Genomic DNA, 17452 nt, shown 5'->3' with positions numbered 1-17452 from the left:
CCTCATGACCCGCCCGCGCTCTCCAGGAGGGCCAGGCCCAGGTCGCTGGCCCGGTAGTAGACCTCGCGGCGGTAGCGGTGGGCGGTCACCAGGCCGGCGTCCTTCAGGACGGAGAGGTGCTGGGAGACGGCGCCTGGGGTCAGGCCGGTCCGGGCGGCGAGGGTGGTGGTCGTGCTGGGGGTGCCGGTGCGGGTGAGGAGGCCGGCGCGGCTGCGGCCGAGGAGGCGGGCGAGGCCCTCGCCGGTGGACTCCCGGCACTCCCAGAGGGTGCCGACGGCGCGGGCCGGGTAGACCACACACGGCTGGGCGCCCGGGCGGGCGTGCAGGAGGGCGCAGCGCACGGAGAAGGCGCTCGGGGCGAGGGTGAGGCCGCCGCCGTCCAGCGGGAGTTCGCCGTTCGGCAGGTCTCGGGAGCCGAGCCGGCCGCCGGACCAGTCGAGCGTCGCCGGGTGGAGCCGGGTCAGGACCTCCTGGATGCCGTCCTCGGCGAGCTGTCGGGTGCGGTACGCGACGTCGGCCTCCAGGAGGGCGCGGATCCGTGCCCAGTACGGCCGGACGCCGGCGTGCCACCAGTCGAGCACGGCGTCCGCCAGCTCCGGCGGTCCGGTGAACGCGGCGAGTTCCTCCTCGATCTCCGCGAGCGGGCACCGAGGGGCGGGGACGGCTGCTTCGAGGACCGCGAGGTTCTTGATGAGTGACTCATGATGACGGACCGTCACCATCCGTTTGATCCAAGGGAGATGGAGCGCATGCCCGCCCGGGTCGGCCACCGCGCGCAGTGCGGCGACCGTCTCCCCCAGGGGTGAGATGGCGAACCGGAGCTGCGCCAGGTCGTCCACCCCGAACCGTAGGAAGCCCACGCGTCCCCCGCCCTCCTAACCTGCGGACCATTTAGCCAAGACTAAAACAATGGTGGTACGGAGGGGAGGATGGTGGTGTTCCCGGCATGACCGCCCTCACCACCCCGGCCTCCTCCGCACCACCCCCCTCCGCACCGCCCTCCTCCGCACCGCCCCGCCTGTACCGCGTCGCCGACTTCCGCCGGCTGTGGATCGGCGACACCGCGAGCCAGGCCGGCACGGCCGTCACCGTGCTCGCCCTGCCGATCGTGGCGATCGGCCCGCTCGGTGCCTCCGCCTTCGAGACGGGCGTGCTCGTCATGTGCGAGTACCTCGGATTCCTGCTGTTCGGGCTGCCCGCCGGCGCCTGGACGGACCGGATGCGGCGTCGGCGGGTGATGATCGTGTGCGATGTCGGCCGGGCCGTACTCCTCGCCACCCTGCCCGCCGCCGCCTGGCTGGACGTCCTGTCGCTGCCTCAGTTGTACGCCGTGGCCTTCGGCGTCTCCGTCTGCACGGTGTTCTTCGACATCGCGTACCAGACCCATCTCCCCCGACTCGTCGACGCGGACCGGCTGGTGGAGGCCAACGTGGCCCTGGAGTCCACCCGTACCATCACGGCGGCCGGCGGCCCCGGCGCGGGTGGGGCGCTGATCGCCGCCGTCACCGCGCCGGTCGCGCTGCTCGTCGACGCCGTCAGCTTCCTCGTCTCCGCACTGCTGCTCTCCCGTATCCGCGCCGCCGACCCCCGCCCGCGCACCCGCCCCGCCGGCGGACGGCTGCGGAAGGAGATCGGGGAAGGGCTGCGGTTCGTGTTCCGGACCCCGGCGCTGCGGGCGCTGACGCTGGCCGCCGCCGTCTCCAACCTCTGCGGGACGGTCGGGGCGTCCATGCTGCTCGTACTGCTCTCGGGGGAGCTCGGGCTCTCGCCGTTCCTGTGCGGGCTGGTCTTCACCGCCGAGGCGATCGGCGGTTTCCTCGGCAGTCTGCTGACGACCCGGGTCGCCGCCCGGTTCGGTGAGTGGCGCGCGATGACCGGATCCGTGGTCCTCAGCGGGACGCTGTGGCTGCTGGCCCTGCCGCTCCTGCACGCCGACTGGCGGTTCTGGGCGGCGGTGGCGCTCCAGGGCCTCGGCTGGACGGCCTTCATGCCCTTCAGGATCGGCTCGGTGGCGCTGCGCCAGCGCCTGTGCCCCGAACCGCTCCTCGGGCGCGTGACGGCGACGTTCCGGTTCGTGGTGTGGGGATGCATGCCGCTGGGGGCCCTCGTCGGCGGGCTCCTGGGCGAGCACGCGGGTGTCCGGACCGCGCTGTGGGCCGGGGCGCTCGGCGAACTGCTCGCCGTACTCCCTCTCCTTCTCCTCCTGAGGATGCGCCATGGCAATCCCGATGAGCGCTGACGCGCTCGCCTTCCACCACGTGGACGTCTTCACCGATCGTCCCTACAGCGGCAACAGTCTGGCCGTCTTCCCGGCCGCCGAGGGGCTCACGGGTGATGCCATGCAGCGGATCACGCGGGAACTGCGGCACTTCGAGTCCGTCTTCCTGAGCCGCGACAACGCCGGGGAGCTACGGGCACGGGTCTTCGACCTCGTCGAGGAGCTGGACTTCGCCGGGCATCCCCTCATCGGCGCCGCGGCCGTGCTCCACCAGGTCCACGCCCCGCACCGGGAGAGCGCGACCTGGACGCTCGCCCTGCCGGGCCGTTCCGTGCGCCTCACCACCGAGCGCGGCGGCCCGCGCCACTACACGAGCGTGCTCGACCAGGGCGCCGCCCGCTTCGGGGGGCGCCCCGACCCACGCGGTCTCGCCGAGCTGTTCGGGCTGGCTCCGGACGACCTGGACCCGGACCTGCCGCCGGAGGTCGTCTCCACCGGCCTCGCCTATCTGATCGTCCCCGTCCGCCCGGGCGCACTCGCCCGCGCCCGCGTGGCCAGGCACCTGGAGGCACCGCTGTCCCGGCTGGGCGCGTCGTACGCGTATCTTCTCGACGTCGACGCCCTGGAGGGACGCCACTGGAGCAACGACGGTCTCCTGGAGGACGTCGCCACCGGCAGTGGAGCGGGGTGCGCGGCCGCCTACCTCCGGCTGCATGGCCGCCTCCCGGACGGCGTGCCCGCCGTCCTCCGTCAGGGCCGCTTCACCGGTCGCCCCAGCAGGCTGGACATCACGGCGTACGGGCGGGGCCATCGCGTGCACTCGGTACGGGTGGGCGGCGGTGTCGCCTTCGTCGCGGAGGGCCGCCTCCACGAAGCACCCCGCTGAGTCCCGGCACGTCGGCTGTGCGTGGCGGGCCCCGGTCAGCCCCTGTCAGGCATCGTCGAGATGGAGCATCGAGAGGTACAGGGGAATCTTGCCCACCATCCTCCTGGGGACCGTGGTCGTCTTCCGGACGTCGTGCACCAGGTCCCGCACGATCAGCGTGTAGGTGCCGTCTCGGTGGACCAGTTCGGCCGTGTAGAGCACGTCCACGGTGGAGGGCCGATCCTGTTCGGCCCCCGTCCCCGCCTCCGCGCCCGCCCCGGCCCCGATCTCGGCCTCGGTCGTGGTCACGAATTCTCCGCCTTCCATGTCCTTCGAATTCCTCTGCCGACGGTCGGTCAACAGCCCGACCCTCGGGCGTCGTCCATTGCCGTGACGAGGCTGCGCGGCCGCATGTCGGTCCAGGTCCGCTCGATGTGGTCCAGGCACTCGCGTCGGGTGCCCTCGGTGAGGGCCACGGTCCAGCCGTCGGGAACCTCGGCGAAGGCGGGCCACAGGGAGTGCTGGCCTTCCTCGTTGACCAGGACCAGGTAGCGTCCGGCCTCGTCCTCGAACGGATTGCTCATGGGTCACTGCTTTCCGGGAAGGAAAAGGAAGAGGGAAGTGATGCCGGCACGGGGAATTCCCCGTGCCGTGATGTCCGGTCGGCCGATCGGTCGGTCAGGCCTTTCCTGCCTTCACCGTGGGCTTCTGACCGTCGCGCAGCTCGGCGCCGATCCGCTCGGCGGTCACCTCGGCGGTGATGTCCTGGAACTCCTCGCCCACCTGGTGGGCGGCCTTCTTCATTTCCACGGCGAGGCCGACGGATGCCGCGATGGTGCTACGCACCACCGGCTTCACCGCCCGCTTCACGAGGGGTGCCGCGACGATACCCACCAGGAAAGGAAGGAAAAAAGGAGGCATGGGCCGTGCCTTTCTCTTGTACTGCCAGCAGGACGGAATGTGACCGCGTCGCGATTGTTCGCCCCCAAGGGGCGTGATGCGCCACCCGACGAAAGAGCGGATACCAACGAGTTCGCTCGTCGGCGCGCCGCGACCACTCGAACTCCGCGCGGCCAACACGCACACGCTAACCGACATTCACGCATGCCTGCCAGGCACTACGGCCGACTCCCCTGCACATACGATGACTTCGAGTGAAGATCGATTGGAGAACCGTTTAGGCCGATCCGGCCTGTGGTATGCCCCCCCGGACTGCGATGATCGGGCACCCGTCCCGCCGATGATGATAATCCCAATTCCTTCCCGGGGGGGGTACGGCGGGCTCGCGGGTCATTCCTTCGAGTGGTAAGCGCCTTCGTGCGGCGGGAGGGGAATTCCGGCCGACGCCACGCTCGAATGCCCCATGAATGCCCCGTACGGCCCTGAACGCCGCCGCAGTTCACTTCCCCCGGTTCCTGCACACTGCGACGCGCGTGTCCAGATGAATCCCCGGAGGTTGCTCTTGTCCCGCCGCGAAGTCTCCCCCCTGCCCGTCACCGCCACACCGCCGACGTCGGGGCGGAGTGCCGCCGGGTCGGCCGTGGTGCTCCCGGTGACGGCGGCGCAGCGCGAGATCTGGCTGGCCGAGCAGCACCGCCCTCAGACGGGTGCGGGGTGGCGGATCGGCGAGTACCTGGACATCCACGGGCCGGTCGACCCCGCCGCGTTCGAGGCCGCGCTGCGCCAGGTCGTTGACGAGACCGATGCCCTCCGGGTGCGCCTCGTGGCCGGTGAGGACGGCCCGGTGCAGGTCGTGGAGGACGACGTCTCCTGGGTGCTGCCGCTGATCGACGTCAGTGAGGAGCCCGCGCCGGAGGAGGCCGCGCGGGCCTGGATCGCCGCGGACGTGGCGGAGCCTCTGGACCTGGCCGAGGGACCGCTGTTCGGTTTCGCCCTGCTGCGGCTGGCCTCGGACCGCTTCTGGTGGTGTCACACCTATCACCACGCCGCCGTCGACGGGTTCGGCTTCGCCCTCGTCGCGCGTCGGGTCGCCGAGGTGTACACCGCCCTGACCGGCGGGCAGCAGGCCGACCCGAGTCCCTTCGCCCCGTTGTCCGCCCTGGTGCAGGCCGACGCGGACTACCACGCCTCGCCGGCCGCCGCGGCCGACCGCGCGTTCTGGGCCGAGCGGCTGGAAGGCTGGCCGGGGACCACCACGATCCCGCCCCGGCCCGACCTCGCGACGCCGGATATCGGCCCCGCGGCGAAGGAGCGTCCCTCGGCGGCGCCCCTGAGGAGCGGCGTGCGGCCGCTCCCGGACCACGAGGCGGTGTACGCGGCGGCCGGGCGCGCCGGTGTCGGCTGGTCCCGTCTCGTCGTGGCCGCGGTCGCGCTGTACACCCACCGGCTGACCGGCGCGCGGGACGTCACGACGGGGCTGATCGTCTCCGGCCGGCCGGACGCCGTGACCCGCTCGACGCCCGGCATGCTCGCCAACGTCGTCCCGGTGCGGCTGTCCGTGCGGCCGGACCTGTCGGTGGGCGCCCTGCTGGCGCACACGGACGAGCGGATGCGCGAAGCGGTGGCTCACCAGCGCTGCCGGGGCGAGGACCTGCAGCGGGACCTCGCCCCGGCCGTGAGCGTCAAGAAGGTGTTCGCGCCGCTCGTCAACATCACACGCTTCGACTACGACTTCACCTTCGCCGGTCATCGGTGCCGCGCCCACAGCGTCTCGGCCCAGCAGGGCGCGGAGCTGGTGGTCTGCGTGCGGGACCGCAGGGACGGCGCCGCCCCCGGGGTGGAACTGCAGGCGGCCTCCGACACGTACGGCCTCGCCGACCTGGTGGACCATCAGGAGCGGCTGCTGCGCCTGGTGTCGGCCTTGGCCGCGGCCGATCCGGACACCCCGCTCGGGCGGATCGAGCTGCTGTCCTCACGGGAACTCCGGGGCCTGCTGCCGGGTGACGTCGGCGGGACGGCGGCGGCGCCGGTGGCGCGCCTCTTCGAGGAGTCGGTGCGCCGCGCCCCGGACGCGGTGGCGCTGGTGGCGGGCGGCACGACCGTGACGTACGGGGAGCTGAACGCCCGGGCCGACCGCGTCGCGCACGCGTTGGCGGCCCGAGGGATCGGGGTGGAGGACGTGGTGGCGCTGGTGCTGCCGCGTGGTGTGGAGCAGGTGGTGGCGCTTCTCGGGGTCCTGAAGGCGGGCGCCGCCTATCTGCCGGTCGACCCGGGATACCCGGCGGCGCGGATCGCGTACATGCTCGACGACGCGGCTCCCGCCCTCGTGATCGACGACGTGCGCACGGTGGCGGAGTTGGCGGAATCCGCCCGCCCCGCCCGCCCGGCCGAGAACCCGGGCACCGGTCCGGCGGTGGACGTGGATCCCCGGCATCCCGCGTACGTCATCTACACCTCGGGTTCGACCGGTCGCCCGAAGGGGGTGGTGGTCACCCATTACGGTGTGGCGAACATGGTCGCCGCCATGGCCGACGGGTTCGCGGTCGATGCCGGAAGCCGGATGCTGCAGTTCGCCTCGCCCAGCTTCGACGCCTCCGTGGCGGAGGGGTTCACCGCCCTGCTGTCGGGGGCCGCGCTGGTGCTCGTGCCCGACGGCGACCCGCTGGCCGCCCTCACCGACCCGGAGCTGCGGATCACCCATGCGATCGTGCCGCCGTCGGCCCTGGCCGCGGTGGACGCGGCGGAGGCCGCCGCGGTGACGCTGGTCGTGGCGGGCGAGGCGTGCCCGCCGGGGCTGGTGGAACGGTGGGCCCCGGGGCGGCGGATGATCAATGCCTACGGTCCGACCGAGGTCACGGTGTGCCCGACGATGAGCGGCCCGCTCACGCCGTCCGACGCCGCACCGCCGATCGGACGGCCGATCCCCGGCGCCCGGGTGTACGTCCTCGACGCGGCGCTGCGGCCGGTGCCGCCCGGGGTGACGGGCGAGCTGTACGTGGCGGGGACGGGCCTGGCACGGGGGTATCTCGGACGGCCCGGACTGACGGCGGAGCGGTTCGTCGCCGACCCGTACGGGCCCCCGGGCACGCGCATGTACCGCACCGGCGACCTGGCCCGCCGGCGATCCGACGGGCAGCTGCAGTTCGTGGGACGTGCGGATGACCAGGTCAAGGTACGCGGCTTCCGCGTCGAGCTCGGCGAGATCGAGGCGGCGCTCGCCGCCTGCCCCGGAGTGGCGCACGCGGCCGTCGTCGCGCACGAGGTGCGGCCCGGGGACACCCGCCTCACCGGCTATCTGGTTCCCGCCGGTGCTCCTGCCTCCTGCGACACGGACGCCGCACGCACCCACCTCCGGCAGAGCCTGCCCGCTCACATGGTGCCGACCGCCCTCGTCGTCCTCGACGCCCTGCCCCTGACGCCGAACGGGAAGCTGGACCGCGCCGCGCTGCCCGCGGCCGCCCTGGAACACGGCGGACAGGGCAGGGCTCCGCGCACTCCGCACGAGCACGTCGTCGCGGGGCTGTTCGCCGAGGTACTGGGGCTCCCCGCCGTCGGGGCCGAGGACGACTTCTTCGCTCTCGGCGGTCACTCCCTTCTCGCCACCCGCCTCATCAGTCGCATCCGCACCACCCTCCACACCGAGGTGACGGTGCGCGATGTGTTCGAGGCGCCGACGGTGGCCGGGCTGGCGCAGCGGCTGGCTTCGAGTGACCGCCGGCGGCCGGCTCTCACCGCCCAGACGCGGCCGGACCGGGTCCCGTTGTCGTTCGCGCAGCGGCGGCTGTGGTTCCTCCACCGGTGGGAGGGGCCGAGCGCCACGTACACCGTCCCGCTGGCCCTGCGGCTGCGCGGCCGGCTCGACCGGTCGGCATTGCGACAGGCCCTGGTCGATGTCATGGCCCGGCACGAGCCGCTGCGGACCGTCTTCCGGGAGACCGACGGCGTGCCCTGCCAGCACCTGCTCGACCCGCCGGCCCTTGACCTGGCCGTCACCGAGGTCGACGACGAGGCCTCCCTTCCGGAGCGGCTCACGCAGGCCGCGCGGCACGTCTTCGACCTCGCGGCCGAACCGCCGTTCCATGCCGAGCTGTTCGCCCTCTCCCCCGACGACCACGTCCTGCTGGTCACGATCCACCACATCGCGGCCGACGGCTGGTCCCTCACTCCCCTGGTCCGGGATCTGACGACCGCCTACACCGCCCGCGGCCGGGGCGAGCGGCCCGACTGGCCGCCGCTGCCCGTCCGGTACGCCGACTACACCCTCTGGCAGCACCGGCTCCTCGGCGACGCCCAGGATCCGGAGAGCCTCGCCGCACACCAGCTCGCCCACTGGACCGAGGCGCTCGCGGGCCTCCCCGAGGAGCTGGAGCTTCCCTTCGACCGGGCCCGTCCCGCCGTGCCCTCGCACCGTGGCGGCTCGGTGGACGTCGAGGTCGACGCCGACCTGCACGCGCGGCTCGCGGAACTGGCCCGCCGCACGGGCACGAGCCTGTTCATGGTGCTCCACGCCGGGCTGGCCGCCCTGCTCACCCGGCTGGGCGCCGGCACCGACATCCCGGTGGGCAGCCCCGTCGCCGGACGCACGGACGAGGCCCTGGACGACCTCGTCGGCTTCTTCGTCAACACGCTGGTGCTGCGTACGGACACCTCCGGCGACCCGACCTTCACCGAGCTCCTGGCCCGGGTCCGCGAGACCGCGCTCGGCGCCTACGCTCACCAGGACCTGCCGTTCGAGCACCTGGTGGAGGCCCTCAATCCGGCGCGGTCGCCGGCCCGGCATCCGCTCTTCCAGGTCATGCTCTCCCTCGACGACGCCCCCGCCGGTGCGCCGCAGGTCCCCGGTCTCGAGGTCTCCGCCGTCACGGTGCGGACGGGGGCGGCGAAGTTCGATCTGGACATCGCCGTCCACGAACGGCGCGAGGACGGCCGGCCGCTCGGTCTCGCGGCCTCCGTCGGGTACGCCACGGACCTGTGCGACGCGGACACCGTCCGCCTGCTGGCCGAACGCTGGCTGCGGCTGCTCGGGGCGGCCGCGCGGGAGCCGGACCGGCCGATCAGCCACATCGACGTGCTGTCCGCCGACGAACACCGGCGCCTGCTCGGCGCCGACGACCGCTCCGCCACGGCGCCGCTCGCCCCGCACACCACACTCCCCCGGCTGTTCGAGGAGCGGGTGGCGGCCGCCCCGGACCGGACCGCGGTGGTGGCCGGCGCCGTCACCCTCACGTACACGGAGCTGAACGCCCGGGCCGACCGGCTGGCCCACGCCCTCGTCGACCGGGGCGTGGGCACCGAGGACATCGTGGCGCTCGCCCTACCGCGGACGGCGGACCTGGTCGTGGCGCTGCTCGCCGTACTCAAGGCGGGGGCCGCCTACCTGCCGCTGGATCCGCGCTACCCGGCCGCGCGCCTCGCCGCCATGATCGAGGACGCCCGGCCCGTACTGCTGCTGACCGACGCCGCCACGGAGGCCGCCGTCGACGGCGGGCCGGAGCTGCCGCGCCTGGTGCTCGACGCGCCGGGGACCGCCGAGAGGATGGAGGCGTTTCCGGCGACCGCCCCTGAGCCGGGGCTGCTGCCCGACCACCCGGCGTACGTGATCTACACCTCCGGCTCGACCGGCCGCCCCAAGGGGGTCGTGGGCCGGCACGCGAGCGTGGCGGCGCTGGCCGTCCAGTACCAGGAGCAGGTCTTCGGGCCCGCGGCGGAACGGGTCGGGGGGCGGCCGCTCCGGGTGGCGCTGACCGCCTCGGTCTCGTTCGACGCCTCCTGGGGTCAGCTGTCGGCGCTGATGGGCGGTCACGAGCTGCACGTGCCCGACGCGGAGACGTGGACGGACGGGGAGCGGTTCGCGGCGTGGCTGGTGCGGCATCGGATCGACTCCGTCGATGTCACGCCGTCCTATCTGCGCGTCCTCGCCGACCGGGGCCTGTTCACGCGCGAGGAGTGGCGGCCCGGTGTGGCCGTGCTCGGCGGCGAGGCCCTCCCCGAGCGGCTCTGGGAGGAGCTGCGGGCGGTGGAGGGGCTGACGGCCTTCAACATGTACGGGCCGACCGAGTGCACCGTGGACGCGGTCCGCGCCCGGCTGGACGCCACCGCGGAACCGGTCCTCGGGCGTCCGGTCCCCGGTGCGCGCGTGTACGTGCTCGACGCGGCGCTGCGGCCGGTGCCGCCGGGCGTGACGGGCGAGCTGTACGTGGCGGGGGCGGGTCTGGCGCGAGGCTATCTCGGGCGGCCGGGCATGACGGCGGAGCGGTTCGTCGCCGACCCCTACGGGCCGCCGGGCACGCGCATGTACCGCACCGGCGACCTGGCCCGGTGGCGGCCCGACGGGCAGCTCCGGTTCGCCGGGCGGGCCGACGACCAGGTCAAGGTACGCGGCTTCCGCGTCGAGCTCGGCGAGATCGAGGCGGCGCTGGCCGCCTGCCCCGGTGTCGCCGACGCGGCCGTCGCCGCCCACGAGGCCGGGGCCGGGGCCAGGGCCGGGGACACGCGTCTCACCGGCTACCTCGTGCCCGTGGACCGGCGTGCGCCCTGCGACGTGGATGCCGTGCGCGCCCGCCTCCGGGAGAGCCTGCCCGGCTACATGGTGCCCGCGGCCCTCGTCGTCCTCGACGCCCTGCCGCTGACGCCGAACGGCAAGCTGGACCGCGCCGCCCTGCCGGAACCCGACATCGATCCCGTATCGCGAGGCAGGGCTCCGCGCACTCCTCAGGAGCACGTCGTCGCGGGGCTGTTCGCGGAGGTGCTGGGACTGCCCGCTGTCGGAGCCGACGACGACTTCTTCGCCCTCGGCGGCCACTCGCTGCTCGCCACCCGCCTCACCAGCCGCATCCGCAGCACCCTCCACACCGAACTGTCCGTACGGACCCTGTTCGAGGCGCCTACCGTGGCCGCCCTGGCGCAGCGGCTGGACGGGGACGGGCTGCCGGTCCGGGCCGCCGTCGTGGCCCAGCCGCGCCCCGAGCGGTTGCCGCTGTCGCACGACCAGCAGTGGTTGTGGTCCCTGCACCGCGAGGAGGGACCGAGCGCCACCTACAACATCCCGCTGGCCCTGCGGCTGCGCGGCCGTCTCGACCGCGCCGCGCTGCGGCAGGCGCTCGTGGACGTCATGACGCGACACGAGCCGCTGCGGACCGTCTTCCGGGAGACCGACGGCGGGCCCTGCCAGCACCTCCTGGACCCGCCGGCCCTTCACCTGGCCGTCACCGACGTCGAGGACGAGGACCGCCTGCTCGCGCACCTCACGCGGGCCGCGCGCCATCCGTTCGACCTCACGTCCGAACCTCCCCTGCACGCCGAGCTGTTCGTCCTCTCCCCCGACGACCACGTCCTGCTGGTCACGATCCACCACATCGCGGCGGACGGCTGGTCCGTCACCCCGCTCGTGCGCGACCTGACGACCGCCTACACCGCCCGCGGCCGCGGTGAGCGGCCCGACTGGCCGCCGCTGCCCGTCCGGTACGCCGACTACGTCCTGTGGCAGGACCGGCTCATGGGCGACTCCCGGGATCCGCACAGCCTCGCCGCGGCCCAGCTCGGGCACTGGACGAAGGTCCTGGCCGACCTCCCGCGGGATCCTCTGCTCCCGTACGGCCGTTCCTGCTCCGGCGCCGTGTCGCACGAGGGCGGCCATCTCGGTGTCCGCGTCGACGCCGAGGTGCACGCGCGGCTGGCCGAGGTGGCCCGCCGCACGGGGACCAGCCTGTTCATGGTGCTCCACGCCGGGCTGGCCGCCGTGCTCACCCGGCTGGGCGCCGGCACCGACATCCTCGTCGGCACCCCCGTCGCGGGACGCACGGACCAGGCCCTGGACGACCTCGTGGGGCTCTTCGTCAACATCGTGGTGCTGCGCACGGACACCTCCGGCGACCCCACCTTCACCCAGCTCCTGGAACAGTCCCGTGAGGCCGCGCTCGGCGCCTACGCCCACCAGGACCTGGCCTTCGGCCGGCTGGTGGACGCGCTGGGCGCCGGCCCTCACCCGTACCCCGTCATGCTCGTCCTGCAGAACACGCCACCGGGCCGCTTCGCCCCGCCCGGGCTGCGGGTGACCGAGCTCCAGGTGGGGACCGACACGGCCATCGACCCGCTCAGCGTCGGTCTCACCGAGCGGGAGGGGCCGGACGGCCGACCGGCCGGTCTCGACGGACTCGTCCGCTACAACACCGACCTGTTCGACCGGCGGACGGTCGGTGACCTCTTCGACGACTGGGTGCGGTTGCTGGCGGCTGCCGCCCAGTCGCCCGACGAGCCCCTGAGCCGCCTGGACCTCGGTCCCCGCGGCCGGTCCGCCCTCCCTCGTGCCCCCTTCGAAACCCGGTGATAGCTGCGATGTCCTTGCTCCTGGCCCCAGCCGTCGACGTCCCCACGCCACGCCCTCCGGACGTGCGGGGCATGCTGCACGCCCGCTCCGTGATCCCCGGCAGACAGCGCTGGGACGTCGAACCGGTGCTGCGCAGGCCCTTCCTCGCCCGTCTGATCGAGAACCTCCTCGCGGACGACGACGCCGTCACCGAGGCGCGGGTCAGCCCGGTCACCGGACGGCTGCTGGTCCTGCACGACCCCGTCGTCGCACCGCGGGACATCGCCCTGCGCGTGCACGTGGCCGTCGCACGCGCCCTGACGTACGTCGAGGCCCGCCTCGCCGACGACGGCGCCTCGCCCGCCGGCGCCACGCCCCGCGGTCGTACGGGCACCGGTGCTCATGCACCGGGAGGGCTGCCCGCGCTGGCCCGGCAGCACGTCAGGTCCAAGGCGGTGGTCAAGGGCGGAGCCCTCGCGACCGCGGTGGCGGTGGCGGCCTGCGGCACCTTCTGTCTGAAACTTCTCGTCAGCCCGCTGGTCAGTCTCGGCCTTGCGGCGGCCGCGACGACCGTCGTGGTCAGACGGTCGTGGCGGCGGCTCGACGGCGCACCGCGAACCGACCGAGCGGACGACGGGGCCCCGCGCCGCCGCCCGCTGCGCACCATCATCGGCCGGCACCGCCGGCAGGTCGGTTCGGCGACGGTGCTCTCCGTCCTCGCCCAGCTGGCGGAGCTGGCGATGTACGCCCTGGTGCCGTCGATCGTGCTGGTGCTCGCGCGGGGCGGCAGCACCACGCTCACGGGCCTCGGCCTGGTGGGGACCGCGACGCAGCTGTCGGCCCTCACCGGCGCCGCCGCGCTGGCCTGCCTCACGATGGCGGCCCTGACCTACCGGGCCGACGTCAAGTGGCGCCGGATCGGTCAGGCCGTCGAGGACGACTGGCGCACCCGTACGTACGACCATGTGCAGCGCCTGGCGCCGGCCGACCTGGAGAACGAACGCACCAGCCGCGTCTCCGCGGTGCTCACCGAGGACGTCGGGCAGTTGGGCTCCTTCGTCGGCACCCATCTGCACGAAGTGGTCCAGATGGCGACCAGCTTCGCCGTGCTCGTCCCGGTCTATCTGCTGCTCGCCCCGCAGATCGCCTGGGTCGCCTTCGCCCCGGTGCCCCTGGTGACCTGGCTGTCGTTCCGGTTCCACCGGCGCGCGATCGCCGACCACGGCACGTCCGGCGAGCACCGGGCGCGGCTGAACGCCCGGATGGCCGAGAACCTGCAGGCGCACACCACCATCAAGTCGGCGTGCACGGAGGAGCACGAGAGCGGGCGGGTCGCCGAGCTGAGCCGGGAGTACCGCGAGGTCAACCGGAGCACCGACCGGAGTGCGGCGGCCCAGACGCAGGTCCTGCGGCTGTCGGCGTGGTCGACGCTGGTCGGCACGCTGCTCCTGGGCGGCAGGGCCGTCCTGCGGGGGCAGGTGTCCACCGCGGCGTTCGGTCCGCTGATCGAGCTCCCGGGCAACGCCCTCGCCAAGCTGTCGCGGCTCGGCAACGTCACCGACCAGTACCAGCGCACCCTCGCCTCCCTGGACCGCGTGCGGTCCCTGCACGAGCTGCCCCAGGAGGCCGATGCCGAGAACGCCAGGCGGCTGCCGGTCCGGAAGGTCAAGGGCAGGATCGAGCTGCGGAACGTGCACTTCGCCTACCCCGGACGGCCGGCGGCCCTGCGCGGCACCTCGCTCACCGTGGGCGCCGGTCAGACCATCGGGATCGTCGGCACCACCGGTGCGGGCAAGACCACCATCGCCAAACTGCTCATGGGTTTCCGCCATCCCGGCCGCGGGCGGGTCCTGCTCGACGACGTGGACGTGCGCTCCCTCGCCCTGCCGGACGTACGGCGCACGATCGGGTACGTGAGCCAGGAGCCGTTCCTGTTCGACTCGACGATCGCGGACAACATCCGGTACGGCACCTTCGGTGCCACCGACGAGCAGCTGGTGGCCGCCGCCCGTACGGCCGGGGCCCACGACTTCGTGACCGCGCTGCCGCACGGCTACGACACCCTGATCGGGGAGCGCGGTGCCGCGCTGTCCGGCGGGCAGAAGCAGCGCATCGCGCTGGCCCGCACCGTCCTGCGCAACCCTCCTGTCGTGATCCTCGACGAGGCCACCTCGGCGGTCGACAACGAGACCGAGGCCGCCATCCAGGACGCGCTGCAGGTGTTCGGGGCGAACCGGACCCTGGTCGTCATCGCCCATCGGCTGTCCACCGTCCGCGGTGCCGACCGCATCTACGTGCTCGGTACGGGCGGCCTGGTGACCGAGCAGGGGACGCACGCGGAACTGCTCGCGCGCGACGGCGTCTACGCCGGTCTGTGGAGGTTGCAGGCGGGCCGGCCGGTGGCGGTCTGACGGCCTGTGCCCACCCGTCCGTTCCCGGCCGCTGGCGCCCCTCGGCGTCCGCGGCCGGGAGCGGTGTCTTCAGCGTTTCGACCGAGGAGTCCCGATGACCACCACGCAGTCCCCGAGCCCGTCCCCGTCGGCCGACAGCTGGGATCCGCAGCTGTACCTGCGTTTTCGCGAACACCGCACGCGTCCGGCGGTGGAGCTGCTGGACCGCGTCCGCCTCGACGCGCCCCCGGCGATCGTGTACGACGTCGGCTGCGGTCCCGGCACGATCACCCGCCTGCTGACCGAGCGCTTCCCCGGCGCCGAGGTGCACGGCGTCGACAGTTCCGAGGAGATGCTGCGAACGGCGGCCGGCATCGCGCCGGGAGCGGCCTTCCACCAGGAGGACATCCGTTCGTGGCGCCCCGCGGGCCGTGCCGACCTGCTGTTCGCCAATTCGCTGTTCCACCTGGTCCCCGACCATCACGACATCCTGCGGCGCATGGTCGACGACCTCGCGCCGCGCGGTGTCCTGGCCGTGCAGATGCCCGTGTGCCACGACGCCCCGTGGCACCGGCTGATGCGGGAGACGCTGGAGGGCGGCGGGCCGGACGGGGGACCGCTCGGTCCGCCCGACCTGCTCCGGTCGCTGGGCCGCCGTCACACGCTGGACGCGGCCGGGTACTACGGGCTGCTCGCGGGCCCGGGCGTCGACGCGGACGTCTGGAGCACCGAGTACCTGCACGTGCTGAGCGGCCCCGACCCGGTCTGGACCTGGGTCGAGGCCGCTGGGCTGCGGCCCGTCGTCGACGGTCTGTCCGCGGCCGAGTTCGACGTGTTCCGTGAGACGTACCGGGACCGGCTCCGCGTGGCGTACCCGTCACTGCCGGACGGTCGTACGCTCTTCCCCTTCCGGCGGCTCTTCGTCGTGGCCCGCCGTCGCTGAGCGGCGGCGGGCCGGCCCGGTCACCCCGCGGCGCCCCTGGTGCCCAGTGACCGGGCGACGGCGGCCCGCAGGACCTCCTCGACCGTGTCCAGCGTGCCCGCTCCGAGCTCCTTCATGGCGACCAGCCGCAGCACCTGTTCCCCGCCGCCGGGCCCGGCCCGGCCGGTGAGGGTGTTCCCCGACACGTAGAGGCTGGTCAGCGGGGCGGCGGCGGCCTCGGCGAGGATCGAGTCGAGGACGTGGCGCCCCGCGGTGACTCCGGGGACCGGGCTCCCGCCGCCCTCTCCGGAGCGGACGGAGAGGTTGAGGATGCCGAGATCCGGGGCGAAGCAGCTGACGATCCCGGGACGCGCGCCGGCCGTCGCTCCGGTCACTCCGGTGACGCGTGGTCGGCTCGGGGAGAAGCGTTCGTGCAGTCGCTGGGCCGTGGCCGCGCAGCCGCCGAGGAGCCGGCCGTAGCCCTCGGCGTGCAGGCCGATCTGCCGGTGCGCGGCCCAGACGGCAGCGGCGGCGGCGCCGGGACGGGCTCCTTCGAGGGTGTGCGGGCCGAACGGGAGCCGGTGGCCGTCACCCTGGCCGAAATACGCCGACTCCCGGGCCACGAGAGACACGGCTCTGGCGTCACGCAGGACGAGGCCGCCGGCCGGGTAAGGGGCGTGGCCGCTCTTGTGCGGGTCGACGGTGACCGAGTCGGCCCGGGGCAGCGCGCGGAAGGCGGCGTGGACCTCCGGTTTCATGACGGCGCCGCTGCCGGGCAGCGGCCGCTCGTCGTAGGAGGCCATCGCCCCGTCGGCCCGGAGCCACAGGCTGCGGTAGTAGCCGCCGAAGGCGGCGTCGACATGGACGTGGAACGAGGCCCCGAGGCGCCGTTCGCAGTCGTCGCGCAGACGCAGGATGGCGTCGAGGTCGTCCACGGCGCCCTCGCCGCTGCTGCCGCACATGGCGACCACCGCCAGGACGGGCTGTCCTCGCTCCAGCAGGGCGCGTACGCGGCGGCCGAGGGCGACGACGTCGAGCCGATGGGCCTCGGTGAGGCCGATCGGCTCGACGTCGGACGGACCGAGGCCGAGCAGGTCGGCGCACTTGTCCCACGCGTAGTGGGCGCTGCGGGCCAGGAGGAGGGTGCCCGCGGTGTTCGCCTCCCGCCGCCGGGCGGCGGCCAGGCGCCCGACCTCGGCGAGGAGGCCTCGGCCGGCCAGGGCCTCGACGAGGTCCAGGACCCGGCCGACCGGCATGTTGGCCAGGACGATCGGGGACACGCCGGCGACGAGGTCGCGGGCGGCGGGATGGGCGGCGACCGCGGGCGGGATGCTGCGCAGGTTGCGGGCGATCCACAGCGCCTCGTAGTTGGCGGCGTGGCCGCCCGAGGACAGGTGTGCCCAGCCGGTGCCGGGTGGGTGGCCGACGAGGCGGCACAGGTCGTCGGACACCTGGTGCTCGATGTCGGTCGTCACCGGAGACGCCTCCGGCGTGACGTTGTTGGGGTTGTAGAGCGTCGTGCACAGGTGGGCCAGGCTGGCCGCCACCGGTACGTCCGGCGTCATGTGCGCGAGGTAGAGCGGCGAGGGGAAGGGGGTCGAGGCGCGTGCGAGGCGGCCCGACAGCTCCCGGACCAGGTCCTCGACGGCCTTCATGTCGTCCGTCCCGGCGGGGACCCGGGGAGTCGCGTCGGGGCCGGCATCGGGGAGAGCCGGTGCGGCCGCGTCCGCGCAGCGCGTGTGCCACCGGTAGTAGTCGTCGACGACCTGCCGCAGCAGCTCCATGAACGCGTCGCGGTTGTCCGGGTGCGGGAACGGCCCCGCGCCCGAGCGTGCGTGTCGCATCGGCTCTC

General features: G+C 73.8%; 10 protein-coding genes. 5 read left to right on the top strand and 5 right to left on the bottom strand.

Annotation, left to right across the window (positions count from 1 at the left end; genetic code table 11):
• Positions 1-2 precede the first annotated feature (2 nt).
• The gene (locus tag ACFY7C_RS18030) at positions 3-860 is read right to left on the bottom strand and encodes a DUF5937 family protein (protein WP_389650957.1); all 858 of its coding nucleotides are present in this window, start codon (positions 858-860) and stop codon (positions 3-5) included.
• Positions 861-946: 86 nt separating this feature from the next.
• Here ACFY7C_RS18030 and ACFY7C_RS18025 point away from each other — a divergent pair, with 86 nt between their 5' ends.
• Positions 947-2239 carry an MFS transporter gene (locus tag ACFY7C_RS18025; protein ID WP_389650954.1) on the top strand — a complete coding sequence of 431 codons (1293 nt, stop codon included), beginning with the start codon at positions 947-949 and terminating at the stop codon, positions 2237-2239.
• Positions 2217-3104 carry a PhzF family phenazine biosynthesis protein gene (locus tag ACFY7C_RS18020; protein ID WP_389650950.1) on the top strand — a complete coding sequence of 296 codons (888 nt, stop codon included), beginning with the start codon at positions 2217-2219 and terminating at the stop codon, positions 3102-3104. Before ACFY7C_RS18025 ends, ACFY7C_RS18020 begins: the two co-directional genes overlap by 23 nt.
• Positions 3105-3149: 45 nt before the next feature.
• Here the strand turns inward: ACFY7C_RS18020 and ACFY7C_RS18015 are convergent, their stop codons facing one another.
• The 3 genes from ACFY7C_RS18015 to ACFY7C_RS18005 form a co-directional block, all read right to left on the bottom strand.
• On the bottom strand, positions 3150-3392 hold the full coding sequence (locus tag ACFY7C_RS18015) for a hypothetical protein (RefSeq protein WP_389650947.1): 243 nt from the start codon (positions 3390-3392) through the stop codon (positions 3150-3152).
• A gap of 47 nt (positions 3393-3439) precedes the next feature.
• Positions 3440-3667, bottom strand: coding sequence for an MbtH family protein (locus ACFY7C_RS18010; protein WP_389650944.1), 228 nt, complete (start codon positions 3665-3667; stop codon positions 3440-3442).
• Positions 3668-3761: 94 nt separating this feature from the next.
• Complete coding sequence (locus ACFY7C_RS18005; protein WP_389650941.1) at positions 3762-3977, bottom strand: DUF5132 domain-containing protein; 216 nt, start codon at positions 3975-3977, stop codon at positions 3762-3764.
• A gap of 568 nt (positions 3978-4545) precedes the next feature.
• On the opposite strand from ACFY7C_RS18005, the gene ACFY7C_RS18000 reads away from it, so the two are divergent.
• The 3 genes from ACFY7C_RS18000 to ACFY7C_RS17990 all read left to right on the top strand — a co-directional run bounded on the left by ACFY7C_RS18000 (position 4546) and on the right by ACFY7C_RS17990 (position 15621).
• Entirely contained in the window at positions 4546-12309 is a 7764-nt protein-coding gene (locus ACFY7C_RS18000) for an amino acid adenylation domain-containing protein (protein WP_389650939.1), read from the top strand.
• 8 nt (positions 12310-12317) lie between these two features.
• The gene (locus ACFY7C_RS17995) at positions 12318-14699 is read left to right on the top strand and encodes an ABC transporter ATP-binding protein (RefSeq protein ID WP_389650936.1); all 2382 of its coding nucleotides are present in this window, start codon (positions 12318-12320) and stop codon (positions 14697-14699) included.
• Between the two features lie 94 nt (positions 14700-14793).
• Complete coding sequence (locus ACFY7C_RS17990) at positions 14794-15621, top strand: methyltransferase domain-containing protein (RefSeq protein ID WP_389650933.1); 828 nt, start codon at positions 14794-14796, stop codon at positions 15619-15621.
• A 20-nt stretch (positions 15622-15641) separates the two neighbouring features.
• Here ACFY7C_RS17990 and ACFY7C_RS17985 read toward each other — a convergent pair whose 3' ends face one another.
• On the bottom strand, positions 15642-17444 hold the full coding sequence (locus ACFY7C_RS17985) for a pyridoxal phosphate-dependent decarboxylase family protein (protein ID WP_389650930.1): 1803 nt from the start codon (positions 17442-17444) through the stop codon (positions 15642-15644).
• Positions 17445-17452: the final 8 nt, after the last annotated feature.

The sequence above is a fragment of the Streptomyces sp. NPDC012769 genome (assembly GCF_042901205.1).
GTDB lineage: Bacteria > Actinomycetota > Actinomycetes > Streptomycetales > Streptomycetaceae > Streptomyces.
Note: the sequence above shows the minus strand (reverse complement) of the source record. Positions and strands in the feature narration are given on the sequence as shown.